The sequence below is a fragment of the Streptomyces sp. NPDC127129 genome (assembly GCF_042671585.1).
Lineage (GTDB): Bacteria > Actinomycetota > Actinomycetes > Streptomycetales > Streptomycetaceae > Streptomyces.
This window is the reverse complement of the sequence record NZ_JBHXTV010000001.1, coordinates 314,976-333,013: the sequence shown is the minus strand read 5'-3', so window position 1 is coordinate 333,013 and position 18,038 is coordinate 314,976. Positions and strand designations below refer to the sequence as shown.

Annotated in this window: 15 protein-coding genes, 1 tRNA gene and 1 pseudogene; 10 read left to right on the top strand and 7 right to left on the bottom strand. The window is 69.9% G+C overall.

Annotation, left to right across the window (positions count from 1 at the left end; genetic code table 11):
- Positions 1 to 39 precede the first annotated feature (39 nt).
- Positions 40 to 1,239, bottom strand: coding sequence for an acyl-CoA dehydrogenase family protein (locus ACFVGW_RS01385; RefSeq protein WP_385850264.1), 1,200 nt, complete (start codon positions 1,237 to 1,239; stop codon positions 40 to 42).
- A gap of 590 nt (positions 1,240 to 1,829) precedes the next feature.
- Between ACFVGW_RS01385 and ACFVGW_RS01380 the strand changes: the two genes are divergently transcribed.
- Complete coding sequence (locus ACFVGW_RS01380) at positions 1,830 to 2,198, top strand: MmcQ/YjbR family DNA-binding protein (RefSeq protein WP_385850263.1); 369 nt, start codon at positions 1,830 to 1,832, stop codon at positions 2,196 to 2,198.
- 1 nt (position 2,199) lies between these two features.
- On the opposite strand, the gene ACFVGW_RS01375 is transcribed toward ACFVGW_RS01380, so the two are convergent.
- The gene (locus ACFVGW_RS01375) at positions 2,200 to 3,093 is read right to left on the bottom strand and encodes a transketolase family protein (protein ID WP_385850262.1); all 894 of its coding nucleotides are present in this window, start codon (positions 3,091 to 3,093) and stop codon (positions 2,200 to 2,202) included.
- A gap of 23 nt (positions 3,094 to 3,116) precedes the next feature.
- On the bottom strand, positions 3,117 to 3,803 hold the full coding sequence (locus ACFVGW_RS01370) for a transketolase (RefSeq protein ID WP_385850261.1): 687 nt from the start codon (positions 3,801 to 3,803) through the stop codon (positions 3,117 to 3,119).
- 127 nt (positions 3,804 to 3,930) lie between these two features.
- Between ACFVGW_RS01370 and ACFVGW_RS01365 the strand changes: the two genes are divergently transcribed.
- Positions 3,931 to 4,007: transfer RNA gene (locus ACFVGW_RS01365), tRNA-Pro, on the top strand.
- Positions 4,008 to 4,383: 376 nt separating this feature from the next.
- Here the strand turns inward: ACFVGW_RS01365 and ACFVGW_RS01360 are convergent.
- Positions 4,384 to 4,974, bottom strand: a complete 591-nt coding sequence (locus ACFVGW_RS01360) for a TetR/AcrR family transcriptional regulator (protein WP_385850260.1) — start codon at positions 4,972 to 4,974, stop codon at positions 4,384 to 4,386.
- A 251-nt stretch (positions 4,975 to 5,225) separates the two neighbouring features.
- Here ACFVGW_RS01360 and ACFVGW_RS01355 point away from each other — a divergent pair, with 251 nt between their 5' ends.
- Entirely contained in the window at positions 5,226 to 6,170 is a 945-nt protein-coding gene (locus tag ACFVGW_RS01355; protein WP_385850259.1) for an alpha/beta hydrolase family protein, read from the top strand.
- Positions 6,171 to 6,208: 38 nt separating this feature from the next.
- Here the strand turns inward: ACFVGW_RS01355 and ACFVGW_RS01350 are convergent, their stop codons facing one another.
- Positions 6,209 to 7,111, bottom strand: a complete 903-nt coding sequence (locus tag ACFVGW_RS01350; protein WP_385850258.1) for a LysR family transcriptional regulator — start codon at positions 7,109 to 7,111, stop codon at positions 6,209 to 6,211.
- Positions 7,112 to 7,250: 139 nt separating this feature from the next.
- Between ACFVGW_RS01350 and ACFVGW_RS01345 the strand changes: the two genes are divergently transcribed.
- From ACFVGW_RS01345 to ACFVGW_RS01335, 3 genes and pseudogenes are all read left to right on the top strand, one after another.
- A complete protein-coding gene (locus tag ACFVGW_RS01345; RefSeq protein WP_385850257.1) occupies positions 7,251 to 8,069 on the top strand; it encodes a 3'(2'),5'-bisphosphate nucleotidase CysQ in 819 nt (272 codons plus the stop codon).
- 42 nt (positions 8,070 to 8,111) lie between these two features.
- Positions 8,112 to 8,708 (top strand): NADPH-dependent F420 reductase, encoded by a 597-nt coding sequence (locus tag ACFVGW_RS01340; RefSeq protein ID WP_385850256.1) that lies wholly within the window; start codon positions 8,112 to 8,114, stop codon positions 8,706 to 8,708.
- A 255-nt stretch (positions 8,709 to 8,963) separates the two neighbouring features.
- A pseudogene (locus ACFVGW_RS01335) lies at positions 8,964 to 9,227 on the top strand (enolase C-terminal domain-like protein); the annotation flags it as partial.
- Positions 9,228 to 9,560: 333 nt separating this feature from the next.
- Here ACFVGW_RS01335 and ACFVGW_RS01330 read toward each other — a convergent pair.
- A complete protein-coding gene (locus ACFVGW_RS01330) occupies positions 9,561 to 11,468 on the bottom strand; it encodes a hypothetical protein (RefSeq protein ID WP_385850255.1) in 1,908 nt (635 codons plus the stop codon).
- Between the two features lie 91 nt (positions 11,469 to 11,559).
- A complete protein-coding gene (locus ACFVGW_RS01325; RefSeq protein ID WP_385850254.1) occupies positions 11,560 to 12,708 on the bottom strand; it encodes an ROK family protein in 1,149 nt (382 codons plus the stop codon).
- A 416-nt stretch (positions 12,709 to 13,124) separates the two neighbouring features.
- Here ACFVGW_RS01325 and ACFVGW_RS01320 point away from each other — a divergent pair, with 416 nt between their 5' ends.
- The 4 genes from ACFVGW_RS01320 (at position 13,125) to ACFVGW_RS01305 (ending at position 18,004) form a co-directional block, all read left to right on the top strand.
- The gene (locus tag ACFVGW_RS01320) at positions 13,125 to 14,147 is read left to right on the top strand and encodes an ABC transporter permease (RefSeq protein ID WP_385850253.1); all 1,023 of its coding nucleotides are present in this window, start codon (positions 13,125 to 13,127) and stop codon (positions 14,145 to 14,147) included.
- A gap of 2 nt (positions 14,148 to 14,149) precedes the next feature.
- Positions 14,150 to 15,082: a carbohydrate ABC transporter permease gene (locus tag ACFVGW_RS01315; RefSeq protein WP_383220970.1), complete on the top strand. Its 933-nt coding sequence runs from the start codon at positions 14,150 to 14,152 to the stop codon at positions 15,080 to 15,082.
- 88 nt (positions 15,083 to 15,170) lie between these two features.
- Positions 15,171 to 16,832: a hypothetical protein gene (locus ACFVGW_RS01310; RefSeq protein ID WP_385850252.1), complete on the top strand. Its 1,662-nt coding sequence runs from the start codon at positions 15,171 to 15,173 to the stop codon at positions 16,830 to 16,832.
- Positions 16,829 to 18,004: a Gfo/Idh/MocA family protein gene (locus ACFVGW_RS01305; RefSeq protein WP_385850251.1), complete on the top strand. Its 1,176-nt coding sequence runs from the start codon at positions 16,829 to 16,831 to the stop codon at positions 18,002 to 18,004. Before ACFVGW_RS01310 ends, ACFVGW_RS01305 begins: the two co-directional genes overlap by 4 nt.
- Positions 18,005 to 18,038: the final 34 nt, after the last annotated feature.

Genomic DNA, 18,038 nt, shown 5'->3' with positions numbered 1-18,038 from the left:
ACTCAGCGGTCGTGCCGGGGCGCTGCTGCGTGTACGCGTTCAGGCATGCACGGGCTCCAGCCGGAGGAGGTCCGCGAGCTTCTCGGACCAACTGCCCTTGTCCTGGCCGAGGGCGACCTCGGCGAGCCGGAGCAGCTGGATGTCGGACGTGCCGGCCGGGGCGAAGATGTGGTGCGCGTCGCGGAGGTAGCGCTCGATCGGGCGGTTGGTGAAGAGGCCCGCGGCCGCGTGGATCTCCATCGCGTTGCGGCCGGAGTCGATCGCCGACTCGACGTTGACCAGCTTCGCGTTCATCAACTCGGCGTCGCAGGAGAGGCCTTGGTCGAGGAGATGCACGGCGTGGTACGCGGCGAGCCGGGCCGTCATCAGCCGGGACTGCATCTGACCGAGCTTCAGCTTGACCGTGGGGAGCTGGTGCAGGGGCTTGCCGTAGCGGTGGCGCTCCGCGCAGAACCGGGTCGTCTCCTCCAGGATCGCCTGGTGGATGCCGAGCGAGACGGCGGTGAGGTTGGCCCTGCCGTACAGGACGCTGGAGGAGTACGCGACGGCCAGGCCGTCGCCCTCGTCGCCGAGCCGGTTGGCCGCCGGTACCCGGCAGTCCTCGAAGATGAGCTCGCCGAAGCTGAAGCCGTGCAGCCCCATGGCCTGCTGCTGGGGTCCGAGCCGGAAGCCGGGGCGGTCCGATTCGACCAGGAAGGCCGTGAGGCCGTTCGATCCGGGGCCGGTCCTGACCACGACGCCGTGCAGATCGCCGACATGACTGTTGCCGACGAACACCTTGCTGCCGTTCAGGATGTAGTCGTCGCCGTCACGGACCGCATCGGCCGTCATGCCGAGGACGTGCCCGCCCGATTCGGGTTCGGTGACCGCGATGGTCGGGAGGCACTCGCCGGTGGAGATGGCGGGAAGCCAGGTCTTGCGCTGGTCGTCGCTGCCGAAGTGGACGATCTTCGCCGTGCCGAGCTGTGAGGCCTGCACCATGGCGCCCATTGCGCCGCTGACCCGGGAGAGTTCCTCGATGATAATGGTTTTGGCCAGATGCCCGGCGCCCATTCCGCCGTATTCCTGGCTGATTGTGGCGCCCAGCCAGCCTTGATCGCAGATGAGCCTCGACAGTTCGTGGTGCACCGAGCGTGATGTTTCCATTTCCGCAATTCGCGGCCGGACCTCACGCTCGGCGAAGTCCCGGACGGTTTCCCTGAGCTGATGATGGAGTCGGCTGCTGAAGTAGCTGTCCATACGAGTACCTCCCCTGCGAAGCCTGCTCGTTCGGTTGTTCGAGCAGGTGGTGCATCGGCAGTGGCCCCGTCCCGAACAGGCCGACACTCCATGGTGTTGATCTTTCTTGAGCGGATCAATATCGCCACGGAGTTTGTCCGAAACCGGAGTGGTTGACGTTTGAAACTGGCTGTGTTTCTGGGGAGTTGGCCAGTTAGAGAGGGTCGCCAAGGCATTCCCCGTGGGCATCTTTCTGCCACATGCCAAAGGCAAAAAAATGCCGGTCATATGGCGGTGAGGCCGGTCGGATCACCTCATGTGCCACCTGTTCACCATGGGGGCGGTCTCGTGGAGGAAGCACCGGTTCCGGGTGATACCGGAATGCGGGGTCCGTGCGCCGGTGGACCCCTCGCGCCGGCGGGCGGAGACGGCGTACCGCCGTGCCGGGCGGCGTGAGGCCACGAGAGGTGGAGCCGGGGCGGCGCCGGGGCGCGTGACGGGGAGTGACGGGCGCGCGCACCGGCGCGTACGCCGCGAGGGCGGGCCGCAGCAGGAGGGCCTCGCGTCCGTGCCCGGGTGTCGGTGTCAGTGGTGGGTCGTACGGTCGTCGTATGGCCACTGCCGACGATGTACGCCGGATCGCGCTCTCCCTGCCCGGGGCGGTCGAGAAGCTCGCCTGGGGCATGCCCACCTTCCGCGCGGGCCCGAGCGGAAAGATCTTCGCCTCGCTGGACGACGACGATCAGGCGATAGGGGTGAAATGCCCCAAGGAGGAGCGTGCGGAACTCCTCGCGTCCGAGCCCGCCAAGTTCTTCATCCGCCAGGGCCACGACGACAACTACGCCTGGGTACGTGTCCGGATCGGGGCCCTCGACGACGAGGACGAGCTCCGCGCCATCCTGGCCGATTCCTGGCGCCAGGCGGCGTCGCGCCGTCTCCGGGACCAGTACCCGGAGGTGGGCGCGCCGCCGCAGGGCTGAGTCAGCGGCCGAGGAAGCCCGTGACGCGCTCGCGCAGTCCCGCCGGGTCGAGACCGTGGCCCGCCAGATGCTCGTCGATCGTGCCGTACTTCCGCAGCTCGCGGCGGGCCACACCGAGTCCGAGGACGCGGTGGGGGAGTGCGGCGAGGGCGTCGTTGGCGGCGGCGGTCGACGTGCCGGCGAGGTACGGCTCGACCAGGACGACGTCCGGGCGGGCTGCGTCGGCCGCACGGCGCAGGGTCACGGCGTCGAAGGGGCGGACGGTGGTGGCGTAGAGGACGGTCACGTCCAGACCCTCGGTCGCGGCCAGGACGTTGTCCAGCATGGGCCCGACGGCGACGACGACTCCGTCGCGCCCCTCCCGGATTGTGCTGAAGCCGGGGGTGACCGGGCGGGGCGCGGTGTTGGACTGGAGCGAGAGCCGTACGTAGACGAGGTCGTCGCCCTCGACGGCCTGGCGCAGCAGTGTCTCCGCCTCGTCCGGATGGCCGGGGACGTGGATCGTCCAGCCGTCGAGCGTGTCGAGCAGCGCCACGTCGCCGGGCGCCATGTGGGTCAGGCCGCCCGCCGGCCAGTCGTACGACCCGCCGGCGCTCACCAGGACGCCTCCCACTCCCTGGTGCCCGAAGTCCAGCTTGAGCTGCTCGAAGGGGCGCTCGACCAGGAAGCTCGCGAAGGTGTGCATGACGGGCCGCATCCCGGTCAGTGCCAGCCCGCCGCCCGCGCCGATCAGCAGCTGCTCCCGGATGCCGACGTTGATCACGCGGTGCGGATGCCGCCGCTGCGCCTGCCGGAAGCCGTCCATGCTGATCTCGGCGAGGACGAGCGCGAGACGCGGGTCCTCGTCGAGCAGTCGGCCGGTGGTCGAGATGAAGCGGTCGCGCATCGTGTCCATGGTGGGGTTCTCCTCGGAGGGGGTCAGGCGTTCTTGGGCTCGACGCGGGCGACAACGGCGCGCGGACGCCCGGGGTGGGGCGCGGTGAAGGCGGCGTACAGCGCCTCGTGATCACGGCCGTCCACGGTCTCGGCGGACCAGCCGGCGGCCTCGAACCGCGAGGCGATCCCGCCGGGCCAGCCGTAGGTGGCGGAACTGTTGTCGATCACCAGGGTGTGCAGCTGCTCGAGCCCGGCGGGCCCCGCGTAGGCGATGGCCTCGTGATTGCTGCCCTCGTCCAGCTCGGCGTCGCCGATGAGCACCCACACGCGGGGTTCGGTGAGCCCCTGGGCCCGCAGCCCGAGCGCGCTCCCGACGGCGAGCGGCAGCCCGTGCCCCAGTGACCCGCTGCCGATCTCGGCACCCGGCACGAGGGTCCGGTCGGGGTGGTGTCCGAGGGGTGAGTCGTACGAGCCGAAGCCGGTGAGCAGCTCTTCGGGGAGGAAGCCCTTGGCGGCGAGGACGGCGTAGTACGCCATCGGCCCGTGCCCCTTGGAGAGCAGGAACCGATCCCGGTCGGGACGCCCGGCGCTCTTCGGCGAGACGCGCAGGACGCGGTCGTAGAGGACCCAGAGTGCGTCGAGGGTGGAGGTGGCGGCGGGCGAGTGCTTCTCGTCGCCGGTCATCAGGCCCATGAGGCCGTGAAGCCGGTCGACGTCCGTGTTCGTCATGGCACCCACGGTGCAACCTCAAGCTTGGTCGAGGTCAACTCCGTAAAGCGGTTCGTGACCACCCGGTGAAGTGCGGTATTGTTCTCATGCGCGTTCGGCCGGGGGAAACCCCAGGTCAGACGGGCATCGGGACGTGGCGCAGCTTGGTAGCGCACTTGACTGGGGGTCAAGGGGTCGCAGGTTCAAATCCTGTCGTCCCGACCATGCTTTGAGCAGGTCGGAGGCCGTTCTCTCACTGGTGAGAGGGCGGCCTTTCGTGCGTCCGGGGCCATGGCGGTCGCCATGCGGTCGTACGTCCAGTCTGTGGCTGGTCGGCCGTGGCGCTGAAGGCGGCCGGCGCGGGGGAGCGGATCGTCAGGATCGCCCCGCATGCGAGGAGTTGTCCGCGCGTGGCGCCGGAGCGCGGTGGCGACCCGCGGTGCAATCGCCATCCGGTTGTGACGCCACCCGGTAGCGACGCCACCCGGTCGCGACTCGACCGGGTCTTCGGTGCCGGATCTTGGCCGGTCGGCCGTCGGCCAGAGCTCTACCGGTACGGCAGGCGTCGCGGTGGGGGCTCGGACATGGGCGGACGTCGTGGTCAGCGCGGTTGGCGCAGTCCTGCGAGGAGGAGTGCGACCAGTCGGCGTGGGTCGTAGCGGGGGTCGGTCTCGGTGCCGATGCAGAGGTTTCCGATACCGCGCATGAGGTGGTAGGCGTCGAGGGCGGGGCGGATCTCACCGGCGGCGGCCGCGGCTTCGAGGAGCTGGGTGCACACCGGCAGCAGGCGGTCGAGGAAGTAGGCGTGCAGCGTCTCGAAGCCGGTGGTGTCGGCCTGCATCGCCGCGGCCAGGCCGTGTTTGGTGACCAGGAAGTCGATGAAGAGGTCGACCCAGCCTTCGAGGGCGGCGAAGGGTGTCGGGCCGGCTGCCAGCAGGGCCGTTCCGGCTTCGGCGCAGATGTCGACCTGGTGGCGGTAGACGGCGATGACGAGGTCGGCCCGGTTGGGGAAGTGGCGGTAGAACGTTCCGAGTCCCACGCCGGCCTTGGCGGCGATCTCGCGTACCGGCGCGTCCACACCTGAGGTGGCGAAGACTGCGGCGGCGGCGTCCAGCAGCGTCTGCTGATTGCGGCGGGCGTCCTTGCGTGTGGAAGCGGCCGAACTTCCCTGGCGCGGGCTGCTCTCGTTCACCGCAGCACTCCTTCTCGTGATGGTCTTGCAAACCGGAACAGCGTTCCGTATCGTAAATGGAACAAGGTTCCGTTTCATCGAATGATGTCAGATCACCAGGCCGGTGGCCAGCTCGTGGTGTTCGCGCTCCACCGGGGAGCCGGACGAACGCGCGAGTGCCGCCGGCTCCTGCCGCGGCGGTTCCCACGGCGCCGCCTGTCGCCCGCCGCCGGCTCGCCGAGAGTCGAAGACTCCGATCGGAAGGCACCCTCATGTCCCACTCGCACACCCTGATCACCCGGAAGCCTGCGGATGCCACCACTGCGGTGGTCTCCGTGAAACCGGTCGTCCTGCCCGCCCCGGGCGGTCGGGGTGAGGATCTGCAGGTCCGTGTGTCCGCGCCCACGGCCGGCCGTGATCTGCCCGTCGTGGTGTTCTCGCACGGCTTTGGCTGGTCGATGGACGGCTACGCGCCGCTGGCCGACTACTGGGCCGCTCACGGCTTCGTGGTTGTCCAGCCGACCCATCTGGACTCCCGGACGCTCGGCGTTCCCGCCGAGGACCCCCGCACCCCGCGGATCTGGCGCTACCGCATCGAGGACATCACGCGCGTACTCGACGGACTCGACATCCTGGAGGCGTCCGTCCCTGGCCTCGCCGGGCGGGTCGACCCTGGGCGCATCGCTGTCGCGGGGCACTCCTGGGGAGCCCAGACCGTCAGCACCTTGCTGGGTGCCCGCGTCCTTGGCCCGGACGGTACGCCCGGCGAGGACATGTCCGACCCCCGTATCAAGGCAGGGGTGCTGCTGGCCCTGACCGGCCTGGGTGACGATCTGACCCCGTTCGCCGCCGAGCACTTCCCCTTCATGAGGCCGTCGTTCGACACCATGACCACCCCGGCCCTCATCGTCGCCGGCGACCACGACCAGTCCCATCTCTCCACCCGCGGACCGGACTGGTTCACCGACCCCTACACCCACAGCCCCGCCGGCAAGAGCCTGCTCACCCTGTTCGGCGCGGAGCACTCGCTCGGCGGCATCCCCGGCCATGAGGTCGCCGAGACCACCGACGAGAACCCGGCGCGCGTGGCCCTGATCCAGCACCTCACCACGGCGTTCCTGCGCAGCTCCCTGATGGGCGAAGAGGTCGGCTGGAAGGCGGCAGTCACCGCCCTGAAGGGAGACCCCGCGCCGCTGGGCGAGCTGCGGAGCAAGTGAACAACATCGGCGGGCCGCTGAAGGCCGGCCGTGCGGCGTCACAGGGCCCGCGTGGCCAGCGCGGTTCGTGCCAGCCCGCGCAGCCAGGCATGGGCATGGTCGGTGTCGTAGCGCTGATGCCATGACAGGTACACCGGTGCCGCGGGCAGTTCGAGTGGGAGGGGGAGCACGACCAGGCCGAGGTCGGCAACCGCTGACCGCGTGGTGGCTTCGGGGACGCTGATCAGGAGATCGGAGCCGCGCGCGAACTCCAGCGCGGCCGCTTCGGTGGGCGCGGTCGCCACCACGCGGCGGGTGAGGCCGAGCCGCGCGAGGGCGTCGTCGAGGGCATTGCCGAGGTTTCCACGTCGCGAGACGTTGACGTGTTCAGCTGCGGCGTACTGCTCTGCGGTGACGGTCTCTGCGCGGGTGAGAGGGTGCCCCCGCCTCACGGCGATGACGAGGGGGGTCTCGCCCACCTTCTCGGCACGGATGTCCGGTGTGCTCGGGCGGTTGGCGTTCGCCTCCAGGTCGACCTCGCCCCGCCGCAACTCCGGGGTGTCGATGTGCGATTCCGCGACGAAGCGCAGTCGCACACCCGGCGCCTGTCCGCGCACGGCTGCGAGCAGTGCGGGGCCGCTCAAGGTGACCAGAGAGTCGTGCCAGCGGAGTGTGAACGTGCGCTCCAGCGTTGCCAGGTCGAGTTCACGGCTCGGTGCCAGGACCCCCTGGACCTGCTGCAGCAGCTGGTGCACCTGTTCCCGGACGGCGATCGCATACGGCGTCGGAGTCATCGTGCGGCCGGTGCGCACCAGGATCTGATCCCCGGTCGTGCGCCGGATGCGGCCCAGGCTCCGGCTCATCGCGGGGGCGGTGACGTGCAGGCGCGCGGCCGCCCCGGCCACGCTTCCCTCCTCCAGCAGCGCGTCGAGCGCGGCGAGCAGGTTCAAATCCAATTGCATGCGAGTAATCCTAGTCGTGCTTGACATGCATTTGAAGTTAATGATGAGGCTGCCTACCGTTGAGACGAACGCGCAGGACGGACCGCGCAGTTCGGCCCGATCGACCTCACCATCCCCCTCTTTCCTCGGGAGTACCTCCATGTCCGAAGCGCTTCAGACCCCTGACGTCACCACCTCCGACGCCGACCTGCTCGCCCAGACCACGATCGCCGTGCGTGAGGCCGGTACGGCGCTGCGCGAGCGTTTCGGCAGGGTGGTCCGCTACCAGACCCGTGAAGAACTGATGCGTGTGCTCGCCGCCAACGACGACACGGCCCTCGACATCCTGCGCCCCCGCCTCACGCGCCTTCGCCCGGATGCGGGCTGGGTGGAGGACGAGTTGGACGGCGGGGCGCTGCCGCCCGGCGAATGGTGGGTCGTCGATCCGGCCGAAGGCAACGTCAACCACCTTCACGCCCTGCCGGAGTGGGCGGTGACCGCCACCCTCGTCCGTGAGAACCAGCCGGTGCTCACCGTGGTCCACCTGCCGCTGACCGGCGAGACCTACACCGCGCTCACCGGCGCGGGCGCCCACCTCGACGGCCTGCCGCTGCACGTTTCCCCGGTCGCGGACCTCGGCCTGAGCATCGTGGCCACCAGCCAGGCCCGGCCGGACGAGGACGAGAAGGTCGTGCGGCGCGTCGGCTCCTCGATCACCGCCATGCTCTTCGACGCACTCGTCGTCCGCACCGCCGTGCCCGCGACCCTGCACCTGACGAACGTGGCCGCCGGCCGCGTCGACGCCTTCTGGCAGTTCGCCGGCGCCCGCGCGGACCTGCTGCCCGGGGCGCTGCTTGTCACCGAGGCCGGCGGACGGATCTCCGACGCCGAGGGCCGCCCCTGGACCCCGCAGAGCGAGAGCTTCCTGGCTGCCGCGCCCGGCGTCCACGCCGAGGCCGTCACCACGCTCTCCCGCTGACTGCCCACCACACCCCGCACCCACGATAAGGACCAGATCATCATGACCACGATCGCAGTTCTCGGAAACGGCCGCGTCGGCGGCAACCTGGCCACAGCCCTCGTTCAGGCAGGGCATGAGGTGGCTGTGGCGGACCGTGCGCCGGGCGCCGCCGCCGAAGCTGCCCGGACGGCCCGGATCGTCATCAACGCCACCCCGGGCGCCGGCTCGCTGGACCGGCTGGTCGCCCTGCGCGAGGAACTGCGCGGCAAGATCCTCGTCGACGTCTCCAACGCCACCGTCGACGGACCGGACGGGCTGCCCGCCGACCTGGTTCACCCCGGCTCAAGCCTTGCCGAGCAACTCCAGGAAGCGCTCCCCGAAACGCTCGTCGTCAAGACGCTCAACACCATGCTCTACCCGGTGATGACCGCGCCGGCCACGCTCACCCAGCCGCCCACCGCGTTCCTCTCCGGCGAGGACCCGCAGGCCAAGCAGACGGTCCGCGAACTGCTCACCGACCTCGGCTGGCACAAGGACTGGATCACCGACCTCGGCGGGATCCGGACCGCCCGGGCCACGGAGGCCGCGATCCTGTTCGTACCGCACGTGATGCGGTCCACCGGATTCGCGCCCTTCGCGATCTCGATCGCCCGCTGAGCCGCACACGGTGCGGTGAGTTCGAGGTGCGGGGTCTTCCGGATGAGGGCGGCGGTGTCGCGGGCCAGGCCGAGGACCCTCTCCACGGCCTCGCCGTACGCCGACATTTGGGGTACGGCCGCCGACAGCCCGCCGGTCTCCGCCGGGGTGATGCGCGCCCTGTCCCACGCGGGCAACTACGTGCCCGGCGCCTACGAGCAAGGCCGCCTCGTCGGCGCCTCCGTCGCCTTCTACGGAGACCCCGTCGGCACCACCGCCCACGGCGTCCCCGTCTGGTGCGGCGGCATGCTGGAGACCGGCATCGGCCGCGCCGCCAACGTCGCCCTGGCGGCCCTCCCCGGCTTCGCCCTCCCCGGCGGCACCTCCGGCTCCCGCCGCTACTTCGCCACGGACATCACGGAGCCGTTCGTCCTCGCCGACGGCCACCTCGACGTCCCGACGGGCCCGGGGCTCGGCATCAAGCCGCTCCCGGACGTCCTGAAGGACGTCACCACGTCCGCCGAGTGGATCGCGCTCTAGTCCTCCGCGGAGGGCATCCGACCTTCCCGAAGGCTCCCTGGGCGCAATCGCGCCCAGGGAGCCTGTCGCCTTTGCCGCGCCTTGTCGCCCAGGACGGAAAGGCCCTGTCGAGTTCGGCCGCGGACACGAACGGACGAGGCCGTCGCGCCGGCACAGTGGAACCACCCCACCGCGTGACGGCGGGACGCTTTCAACCGCCGAGCTTCCCCCACGTCACGCAGCCCGCCCATGCCGTCGACCCGGCTGGATCACCCTTCCCAGCGCGACGGCGGGCGGGCGTCATGCAGGAACACGACCCGGAGGAGCCGGGTGGTCCCTGTAACGCCACAGCGGTCACGTCCACCGCAGGATCACGTAGCCGCGGTGGGGTACGTCGGCCTCGACGTGTACGTGCGCACCCACCCGCCGCACCGGGACCGGCACCGGGGCCCGAAGGGGTTCCAGGAGAAGGGCCGTCGGATCGGCGTCGGTCGCCACCACAGGGCGTGCCGGGTCGGCGGAACCGTTGGCGATCGCCAACCGTCGTCCGCCGTCGACCTCGCCGTACTGCGGGATGAGGTGCGGGCCGCCGGTGACCAGGGGGAGTTCGGCGCCGAGGAAGCGGATCATGCGCTGGGCCAGGCGCTGTCCGTCGTCGCAGCGGCCCAGTGTCTCGGGGGCGCACGCGGCCATGGTCACGACACGCCCGCCGAGGCTGTTGGTGTACGCGACCCGGCCGTCGCCCCAGTGGCCGCGCCGTGGCGTGAGGATGCGCGTCCAGACCTGGGCCCCGGGCACGGCGGTGATCCTGGCCAGGGCGGGCTGGACGTTCACGCTCAGCAACGCGTCGCCGTCGAGGACGTGTTCCATGCTGTACGGCTCCGCCTGCGGAGTGTCCCGCTCGACGACCCCGGCCACCTGGACGCCGAGGAACGCGCCGTAGCCACGCTCTTGGAGGATCCGTGCGGCCGTTCCGTCCAGGAGCAGGCCCCCGGAGAGCAGGTGCGGCAGCTCGTCGTCGGGAACGCCCCAGGCGGTGTCGCCGAACAGTGCCGCCACCGGAGCGGGACCGGCCTGGACGGGTATGCCGTAGGAGAGGAGAAAGCGTGCCGTGCGCACGGGATCGGCCTCCAGCCCGCCGAGCGTTCCGTCGCCCGGGATCGACGCCGCAGTGTCGGGCCACCAGGGGACTCCCACGCCGATGGTCGTGAGACCGTCGGTGGCCGTCGCGTCCAGCGCGGCGCGCGAGGCGTCGAGCATGCGGCCGATGCGGGGATGGCGCGCGGGGTCACCGGTGACGAACGGGAACAGGTTCAGAAGGAGGGCGTCGGCTCCGGAGAGCTGGGCGGTGACCATCTCGGACCACGTCTGGGTGTCGGACTTGCTCCACTCCGTGTGCGTCCAGTTCTCGACCTCGGGTGCGACCTCGATCGTGTCGGGTCGCAGGGGCCTCTGCAGTTCGAGCATGGCCACGGAGTACGACAGGAAAGCGGCGGGCTGGTCGCTGTACGGCGCGAAGTGCGGGCGGTGCACGTCGCAGCGGGCGAACACGGCGTTCCAGTCACGTCCTTCCAGGGACGCCGACCCCAGACCCGAGCTCATGATGCCGAGCCGGGCGCGACCCGCGACGGCGTCCCGTACCGCGTCCAGCGCTTCCAGCTGCGCCGTCCGCCAGGTGCGGCGCAGGATCTCGCGCCACGGGTGCACGCCCGCGCCGGTGACGGCCTCGACGAGTTCCTCTCTGGTGGGGCGTTCGCCGGCCAGCTCGGCGAACCGGTCGAGCATGACGGGCTCGAAGCCGCCGCCCCAGGTGAGGGGAGCGTGGTTGTGGAAGCGGAAGTCGTCCTCGATCCACAGCACACGGAAGCCGAGGCCGGCGAAGCGCCCGTAGTGGGACGCGATCCAGTCGCGCCAGACCGGACACGCGAAGGAGGCCGCGGCGGTGGAGACCTCGCCCCGGGGTGAGACCAGAGGGGCGAATCCCAGGTCCTGCGCACGGCCCCGGTCGGCATGGCCTGCCGTCACCCAGGGATTGAGGCTGAGTGAGACGCCGTGCTCGGTGAGCACCTTGTGCGCGTGGGCGACGTGCTCGAACCAGAAGTCCTCGTCGGCCCCCACCGGATGGCCGGTGTGCAGTTCCTCGGAGCCGTAGATCAGCACCACTTCTTCGATCGCGTGCGCGACGCAGAACTCGCCCAGTTCGCGCGGGTCCTGTCCGGGAAGGAGCTGATAGCGCAGGTGGTAGCGCGACGTGCCGGTCATGACCGAGGAGGGTAGCGCACTTTATTAAAATCGCTAGGCTTAATGCTTCCCCGATCGGCCGGCTCCGGGTCCTCGGCGCCGGAGAAAGCCGCTAGACGGTCGCGATGTCCGGCTTGTGGGCCAGGGCGATGTCGGATTCCGTGAGCTCCAGAGCCAGTCGCGCCGCTCCGATGGCGACCGAGTCGCTGCCCAGGCCCGATGCCACGACCTCGGGCGGGTAGAGGCAGGTCCGGTTCAGGTGCTCCTGGATGGGCTCGACCAGCAGGGCGCCGCCGCTCGACAGCGAGCCGCCGATGATGACCATCTCCGGGTCGAAGGGCCCCACCACCGTCACCAGGCTCTCCGCCAGCCCGACCGCGAGCGCGGTCACGGCCTCCGCGGCCCGCTGGTCGCCCGCGGCGGCCCTGTCGAAGGCGAACTCGGCCGCCTGCGCCGGCGAGCGCAGCTCTCCCGGTTCGACCGCCGTCGCGAAGTCCATGGCGGGGCCGAACACCTGCCAGAGCCCGGTGGCGTGCTCGGCGATCTCGCCCGAGGCCGAGTGGGCCCCGCGGTACGGCTTGCCTCCGATCAGCATGCCCAGCGACATACGGTTGCCCGCGAAGAGGTAGAGCACGTCCATGCGCTCGACGGCGGCGCCGCGCCACTGCTCGGCCAGGACGGCGAGCCGGACGTCGTTCTCGACCACCACGGGCGCCGAGATCCTGCCCGAGAGCTCCTCCTGCAGCGGGAGGCCCGACCATCCGGGCAGTACGGAGCTCTTCACGACCCGCCCGGTGCCGTCGACCACCCCCGTGGTGCCCACCCCCACGGCCATCGGGCGCTGGCCCAGCTCCTCCGAGCAGTCGGCGACGAATCGCTCGATCGCGTCCAGCCGTTCGTCCGCGGTCATGTCGGGGAAGATCGCGGCCTTGCGGGACTGCGTGACCTGCCCGCTCAGATCGACCCCCACCGCCTGCAGGCGGTAGGCGCCCACGCTCAGCCCGAGGACGCGTCCGGCCGAGGCGCGGAAGCGGTAGCGCTTGGCGGGCCGGCCGCGCTGACCGCGTTCCTGGCCGCACTCCTCGGCCCACCCCTGCTCCAGCAGCTCGTCCATGATCGTCTCGACCGTCGGCCTCGAGACCTGCACCTGCTGGGCCAGCTCGGTCAGGGTCGCGGCCGCGGTGCGGTTCCGCAGGACGCGCAGAACGGCGGCGGAGTTCAATCGCCGCAACAGGGAGGCGTCACCGCCGTGCTGGTTCATGCCGGACATCCTACTTACGAAAGTTCACAGGGAAACGATGTGCGCTGCGGATTTCGCCGCTGCCCGCTCTGCTGCCGGGTGCCGAGGCCCGGTTGCCTTACCCCGTGGGGATGCCGGGGGCGGCAAGGGGTGCGGCGGTCTCGGCCCGGGAGGCGGCTCGGGGGAGCTTCAGGGCGACTTTCCAAAATCATTTTAATATAAGTCTTGACCCGTCACGCCCCGCGCTGTTGACTCCTGCCTCATCCGCGTTCCCGGACCGACTGAGGCGCAACACCTGTGATGAGTACGACGACTGCGTCGACGACCCGGCTCCGACCGGGCGCGCGACGGACCCTCCCGCTCGAACGGCCGGGCCCCACGACCTCCCGGGCGCCCGGCGAACTCCTTCCCGCCCTCACCCGCCGCAGGAGGTGAACGTGTCGGCCGCCGCATCGGCTTCACCCCGTTCGGACACGACCCACCCCGCTCCGCCGCCCGACCGGCGCACACGATCGCGTACCGAGGCCGCGAAGGCGGGCGGAGAGGTCGCGGCCCGACGGCGATTGCGTGACCGCCTCAAGCGCGACCGGATGCTGCTGCTCCTGTGCGTGCCGGGCATCCTGTACTTCGCGGTGTTCTTCTACCTGCCTCTGGCGGGCAATGTCATCGCCTTCCAGGACTACCAGACGTATCTGGGCTTCCAGCAGAGCCCGTTCGTCGGCTGGGCGAACTTCACCGCGCTGCTGGAGCAGCCCGAGTTCTGGTCCGCGGTGTGGAACACCCTGGAGATCAGCGTCGTCCAGCTCTTCCTCTACTTCCCGGCGCCGATCGCCCTCGCGCTCTTCCTCAACTCCTTGATCAGCAGCAGGACCCGCCGGCTGATGCAGACCGTCGTCTACCTGCCCCACTTCCTGTCCTGGGTCGTGGTCGTGGGCATGTTCCAGCAGGTCTTCGGCGGCGCGGGCACGGTGACGAGCCTGCTCAACGACAACGGCATCCCCGTCGGCAACATCATGAACAACCCGGACACGTTCATCCTGCTCCTCACCTCCCAGGCCGTCTGGAAGGACGCCGGCTGGGGCGCGATCATCTTCCTCGCCGCCATGGCGTCCATCGACAACTCGCTCTACGAGTCGGCGGCCATGGACGGCGCCGGCCGGCTGCGCCGCATGTGGCACATCACCCTGCCCGGCATCCGCCCCGTCATGATCATGCTGCTGATCCTGCGACTCGGGGACATCCTCTCCGTCGGCTTCGAACAGATGCTGCTCCAGCGTGACGCCGTCGGCGCGGAAGCGGCGGAGGTACTCGACACCTATGTCTACTTCCACGGCGTCGTCGACGGGGACTGGGGCATGTCCACCGCCGCCGGCCTGATGAAGGGCGTCATCGGATTCGTCCTGATCGTCCTCGCGAACAAGCTGGCTCACCGCCTCGGCGAACAGGGGGTCTACCGATGAGCATGGTGTCGCTGTCGACGCTTCTCGACAGGAGCCGGCGCGGCCGGCGCCACGCCGAGCGCCCCGTGTGGATGGAGCAGCCCACCAGGACGGGTCAGGGGCTGAAGCTGCTGGTCATCGTCGCGATGATCGTCGCGGTCGGCTATCCGTTCCTGCTCGCCATCGGCACCAGCCTGTCCACCAAGGCCGAACTGGCCGCGAACGGCGGGTACGTGCTCATCCCGACGGATCCGACCCTGGAGGCCTACCGGGTGGTGCTCTCCGGCGGCGTGGTCACCCGCGCAGCGCTGGTCAGCGTCGGCATCACACTCGTCGGCACCGCGTTGAGCCTGCTCTGCACGATCTGCCTCGCCTACGGACTCTCGCGGCCCGGGACCCTCGCCGGGAAGCCGTTGCTCCTCATCGTGGTGGGCACCTTCCTGTTCACGCCGGGCATCATCCCCAACTACCTGGTGGCGCAGTCTCTCGGACTGCTCGACACCTACGGCGCGATGGTCGTACCCATCATGCTCAACGCGTTCAACGTCATCGTGGTGCGCGCCTTCTTCCAGGGCATCCCGGAAGAACTGCACGAGGCGGCCCGCCTCGACGGAGCGAGCGATCTGAAGGTGCTGCTGAGGATCGTGCTCCCGCTGTCCAAGGCGGTGATCGCCGTGGTCGGCATGTTCTACGCGGTCACCTACTGGAACAGCTTCTTCAACGCCATGCTCTACATCAACGACCCGGAGAAGCTGCCGCTGCAGGTCGTCCTGCGCTCGTACGTCCTCCAGGGCGACACCTTCAACGCCAAGGCGATGGGGGTCAGCGTGCTCCCGGCCAGCACCTCGCTGTCGATGGCCGTGCTCATCCTCGCCGTCCTGCCGATCGTCGCGGTCTACCCGTTCCTGCAGAAGTACTTCGCCAAGGGTGTCCTCACCGGCGCGATCAAGGCCTGAGTCCTCCTCCGGCCGCCGCTCGTCGTACCTCCTCTCGTATCTCCTCCTCGTACCTCCTCCTCCCCCGTTCATCGTTGCTAGGAGAGTCATGTCCTCCAGAAACCTCAACCGTCGTGGCTTCCTCGGCGCGGCCGGTGCCGCCGGCATCACCGTGGCGGGAGGCGGCGCCCTGGCCGCCTGCAGCACCGGACCGGGCATGTCCACGGGAGGCGGCGCGGAGGCCTCGGCCAGGCTGAAGCTGCCGGCCTACGTGCCGGCGAAGGGCGCCGCGCCCGACCTGCCCGGCAACGGTCAGGGCCTGGACCCGGCGTACCTGCGCTACCCCGCCAACCCCACCCGCAGCGTCTCGGGGATCCCTGGTGACGGAAAGCCGGTCACCGTCCTGACGGAGACGTTCACCACCGCGGCCCCCGCGATGAACCGCAACGCCTACTGGCAGGAGCTCAACAAGCGGCTCGGCTCGGAGCTGAGCATGACGATCGTGAACGGACTCGGCGCCGAGGACGTCTACCGTGCCAAGTTCAACGCGACCGTGGCCGGCGGCGACATGCACGACCTCATGTGGTTCCCCCCGAACCAGGGCCTGAAGAACGTTCCCGCGCTCCTCGCGGCCAAGTTCCACGACCTGACGCCGCACCTCGGGGGCGGCGCCGTCAAGAAGTACCCCAACCTGGCGAACATCCCCGACTTCGCGTGGCGGACCGCCGTCTTCAACGGCAGGATCTGGGGCGTCGCCGTACCGTACGGCCGCATGGGCCAGGTCTACGTCGCCAACGAGGACTTCTGGAAGCCGGTGGGCGGCGCCCGGTTCGACAGCGCGCAGGACTTCCTCGACAAGGGGAAGGAACTCCTGGACACCAAGCGCAAGAAGTACGTACTGGAGCCCGCCTACGTCAACCACATCAACCAGTTCGCCCTGTGGTACGGAGCGCCCAACGGCTGGCGGCTGGACGGCGGCAAGCTCACCCACATGTTCGAGACGGACGAGTTCCTCGCCGGACTCGAGTTCGCCCTCAAGTGCCGGCAGGCACAACTCTTCTGGCCCGACCCCAATCTCGCCACGACCCTGGAGAAGCTGGAGGGCGGCTTCCTCGGTGCCCACGTCCAGTCCTTCCCCGGCTTCCTCAACGACAGCGCCATGTACGACTGGCCGGCCAAGGTCATCGTCCCCTTCGCCGCCGAGCCGGGCGCCGAGCCGAGCTTCAACTTCGGCTACGGTTCGGTCGGATTCACCGCCATCAACAACAAGGTCCCCAAGGACCGCATCGACACACTGCTCCAGGTCATGAACTACCTCTGCGCGCCTTTCGGAACGTCGGAGCGTCTCTTCCTCGACTACGGCATGGAAGGCACGCATCACACCCGTTCCAAGGACGGCGACGTCATGCTCAACGCCAAGGGGAACGCCGAGGTGCTCACCACCCGACAGGCCATCACCTTCTTCGGCAATTCGCCACAGGCGCTCTACCTGCCCGGAAAGCCGCAGATCACCAGCGCCATCCACCAGACGGAGGTCGAGCTGATGAAGCTCGCCCGGGTCAATCCGACGACAGGCCTCTTCTCCGACACCAACTCCAACAAGGGCGCGTCCGCGTCCGGTGACTTCTACAGCGCCATCACGGATCTCGTGGCCGGCCGCAAGCCGCTCTCCTCGTTCAAGAAGGAGATCCTTCCCGCGTGGCGGCGGGCTGCGGGCGACGCCATGCGCCGCGAGTTCGAGAAGGCCATCGCCCAGGGCGGTGGCAAGTGACCGACGACCTTCGCATCGGCGTCATCGGCCTCGGCCTCCGGGGCAACCTCGCCGTCTCCGCGCACCGTCCGGGGCAGGGTTCGGTCGTCGCCGCGGTCGCCGACCTCGACCCGGCGGTCCGGGCCCGGGTGCCCGAGCGCTTCCCCGGCGCGACGGCCGTCGCCGACCACCGGACACTCCTCGCCGACGACACCATCGACGCCGTCATCGTCGCCAGCCCCGACGACACGCACGAGGCCATCGCCTGCGACGTCCTCGAGGCGGGCCGGGCGGCGTACGTGGAGAAGCCGCTGGGCATCACCGTCGAGGAGTGCGACAGCATTCTGCGCACCGCGCACGAGACCGGCAGCCGCCTCTACGTCGGGCACAACATGCGGCACATGGGCGTCGTCCGGCTGATGCGCGACATCATCGCCCGCGGCGACATCGGCGAGCCGAAGACCGTGTGGGTACGGCACTTCGTCTCGTACGGCGGTGACTACTACTTCAAGGACTGGCACGCCGACCGCCGCCGCACCACCGGACTGCTCCTGCAGAAGGCGGCCCACGACATCGACGTGATCCACTGGCTGACCGGCGGATACACGCAGCGCGTCAACGCCCTCGGAGACCTGATGGTCTACGGCGGCCTGCCGCGCCGCGAGCCCGGCACGCCACGGCCGGAGGGCTGGCTGCGCCAGTTCGAGTGGCCGCCGGGGGAGCGCAGAAACCTGCACCACGTCGTGGACGTCGAGGACGTGTCCGTGATGAACATGCAGCTGGACAACGGCGTCATCGCCGCCTACCAGCAGTGCCACTTCAGCCCCGACTACTGGCGCAACTACACGGTCATCGGTACCGAGGGCCGGCTGGAGAACTTCGGCGACAGCCCGGGCGACGAGGTCCGCGTCTGGAACACCGGCCCGAGCGGCTACCGCGCCGACGCCGACGCGGTGCACAAGGTGCCCGAAGCGGAAGGCGGCCACGGCGGCTCCGACCGGCGGATCATCGAGGAGTTCTGCCGCTTCGTCCGCGACGGCGGTGTCACCGACACCTCGCCGGTGGCCGCCCGGATGAGCGTCGCGGCCGGATTCATGGCGACGCGCTCGCTGCGCGAGGGCGGCGCGGCGTACGACGTGCCACCGCTGGATCCCGCGCTGGTCGCCTACTTCGCGAACGGCCAGCGACGTTAGGCGCGGAGCCGGCGGATGACGGGGCAGGGGCCGG

Coding starts and splice junctions, on each gene's coding strand:
- ACFVGW_RS01385 (WP_385850264.1), bottom strand. CDS start 1,239: ATGGACAGCTACTTCAGCAGCCGACTCCATCATCAGCTCAGGGAAACC.
- ACFVGW_RS01380 (WP_385850263.1), top strand. CDS start 1,830: ATGGCCACTGCCGACGATGTACGCCGGATCGCGCTCTCCCTGCCCGGG.
- ACFVGW_RS01375 (WP_385850262.1), bottom strand. CDS start 3,093: ATGGACACGATGCGCGACCGCTTCATCTCGACCACCGGCCGACTGCTC.
- ACFVGW_RS01370 (WP_385850261.1), bottom strand. CDS start 3,803: ATGACGAACACGGACGTCGACCGGCTTCACGGCCTCATGGGCCTGATG.
- ACFVGW_RS01355 (WP_385850259.1), top strand. CDS start 5,226: ATGTCCCACTCGCACACCCTGATCACCCGGAAGCCTGCGGATGCCACC.
- ACFVGW_RS01350 (WP_385850258.1), bottom strand. CDS start 7,111: ATGCAATTGGATTTGAACCTGCTCGCCGCGCTCGACGCGCTGCTGGAG.
- ACFVGW_RS01345 (WP_385850257.1), top strand. CDS start 7,251: ATGTCCGAAGCGCTTCAGACCCCTGACGTCACCACCTCCGACGCCGAC.
- ACFVGW_RS01340 (WP_385850256.1), top strand. CDS start 8,112: ATGACCACGATCGCAGTTCTCGGAAACGGCCGCGTCGGCGGCAACCTG.
- ACFVGW_RS01330 (WP_385850255.1), bottom strand. CDS start 11,468: ATGACCGGCACGTCGCGCTACCACCTGCGCTATCAGCTCCTTCCCGGA.
- ACFVGW_RS01325 (WP_385850254.1), bottom strand. CDS start 12,708: ATGAACCAGCACGGCGGTGACGCCTCCCTGTTGCGGCGATTGAACTCC.
- ACFVGW_RS01315 (WP_383220970.1), top strand. CDS start 14,150: ATGGTGTCGCTGTCGACGCTTCTCGACAGGAGCCGGCGCGGCCGGCGC.
- ACFVGW_RS01310 (WP_385850252.1), top strand. CDS start 15,171: ATGTCCTCCAGAAACCTCAACCGTCGTGGCTTCCTCGGCGCGGCCGGT.